The 2,098-nt window shown below is 47.0% G+C and carries 2 protein-coding genes; both read right to left on the bottom strand.

Translation table 11 applies throughout. The annotated features are described in order from the left end of the window. Positions 1-1,307: Ig-like domain-containing protein (locus STRDD11_RS04430; RefSeq protein WP_128836285.1), on the bottom strand; the 1,307-nt coding region annotated here is incomplete at its 3' end. Positions 1,308-1,853: 546 nt separating this feature from the next. Further along, positions 1,854-2,098, bottom strand: a 245-nt coding sequence (locus STRDD11_RS04425; protein WP_128836283.1) for a class Ib ribonucleoside-diphosphate reductase assembly flavoprotein NrdI, incomplete at its 5' end; no start/stop codon positions are given.

Raw genomic sequence — 2,098 nt, 5'->3', positions numbered from 1 at the left:
ATTGACAACATTGACCGCAAAAGGCTGCTGTCGCCAGAGTCACCAGATGCCGGACTGCCGACTGTCAGCGTCTTGCCAAAGTCGCCAGCACCAATGGTAATATCCTCTGTCAGTTTGTCATAGCCCGCTGGGGCAGTTGTTTCGCGAAGCAGATAAGTGTCGCGCAGCAAATTGCCGACCTCTGCCTTGCCGTCTGCATCTGTCATGATAGTGCCGACGACTTTATTAGTGGACTTGCGGATAACCTCAAAGACCGCACCGCTCAGCGGAGCATTGGACTCATCAGTCTTCTGCACGGCGATTTTAAAGGTATAGCCTTCTGAAGTACCGCCGGCAATTTGATAGGAATAGTCATTGGCAACAGTGACAGATTGGGTATCATTGTAGTTCAAAGTTGCGCTGTTGCTGACCTTCTCCCCATCGACAAGATCATAGTCAGCTTTGGCCTTATAGTCAATGAGATAGCCGACCTTGTTCAAGTCGCCAAAATCAACAGTAAAGCCTTCACCGTCGCCCGTAACAGCGATATTAGACTGGAAGTCTGCAGTCACATCTTCCGTACTGTCACGCGCCCAGTCGCCGTTATTCCAGCGCCAGTCAATCTTATAGACCTTGATAGAGTCTTTCTCGATTTTGATACTGGAATCTGCCAGCTGGTCCGTCACCGATACATCATTGTATTGATCCATATTGCGGTTAACGGCAATGTTGTAGTGAATTTCATTTTTGGCATCTTCACTGGCCTGATAGCCGCTTTTCTCGATCTTAGAGTCATACTGCTTGGGCGGGCCGTTGTAGTGGACCGTACCAGGGGTAAAGGTATTGCTGCCCACGCGGACAGTAATTGGAATATCTTTTTCTTCTGTGACAACCTCGTGGTCAATACGCACATAGAAGAAGAATTCTCCGCGAACCCCAGATTTTTGCTCTACATAGTCCGTATAGGTCAATGTAATGGTTTTTGAAGCATTATCCAGAACTCCGTTTGCAACAACCTGTCCATCTTCATCTTTAAGCTCGATATTTGACGAATTGCTGAAAGCTAACTCCGTCGGCAGGGAGACTGTCGTCGTATCTCCAGCATGCAGCTGATTGTCCGGCAGGACAAACTGAGCATTGATACGGAAGGCTTCCCAAATATCTATCCCTTGGGTCAAGTCAGTTCCAGAGCTGTTTTTAATGTCCATCTTAGTGATGACATTGTCAAATTCCGCTGCCTGGGCCTTCATCGCATGGGACAAAGACGGCAGAAAAATACCGAGACAAAGAATGATAACCTGAAACCATGCTTTGAATTTCTTGTTCATACAAACTTCCTTTCATAAAATGCAAGACATCTGGAAAAGCAGAAAAGCTGATTAGGAGGCAGCCGCTCCCCCAGATTCATCTTTTCAGACCCTTCCGTCCGAACTTCGTAAAATAAAAGTATAAGGTGTTATTGCAATCCGGATGGGCAGGTTCAATTATGCCACTGTCTCCTGTATGCAGACGCTCCAGATACAATACTATTCCATTTTACCATACACCATCTGATATGCCAATTTAAAAGCTTAAACTTTTCTAAACCCTCTTCAAACCGCGTCAGCGTTGCCTTTCCGTACGCCAGTACTGTCTGTGGCTCGCTGCCTCGTACTAAAAGCAAACTAAAAGACTATATCAAAGATTGTCCCCTTTGCAGATGAGGACACAGCCTTTATTGGTAGCCGTCCCGCTCTCTTAGCCATCAGCTGCCGCGTTACGAATTTTTTATCGAAAAAAAAAGCAAGGCTGAAACACTTTGGTCCCATCCTCGCTTTCTTCGATTTTCAAATGCATAACAACGGTTGGCCTTGCTGCTCAAAGAGCCTCTAACATTAAAGCTCGGCCAAAAAGGCCTGCACTGCTTTGACATCGTCCAAGCTGCCGCCCCGATCAATATTGCGGATATGCTTGAGACCGTATTTTTCAATGATCAACGGCGTCGCCCCGCAGTAAGTCCGGCCGTGTTTAACCGAGTCACCGTTGTTGACAAAGCCCTTAATCAGGCTCGGATGCTTCTTGATGAAGCGCTTGGTTGACCAGGGAATTTTCCCCGCCCCCGCGTTTCGTGTGATTAAAA

It is taken from the genome of Streptococcus sp. DD11, assembly GCF_001578865.1.
Taxonomy (GTDB): Bacteria; Bacillota; Bacilli; order Lactobacillales; family Streptococcaceae; genus Streptococcus; species Streptococcus panodentis.
The sequence above is the reverse complement of the archived record's forward strand: the minus strand, read 5'-3'. Positions and strand labels throughout refer to the sequence as shown.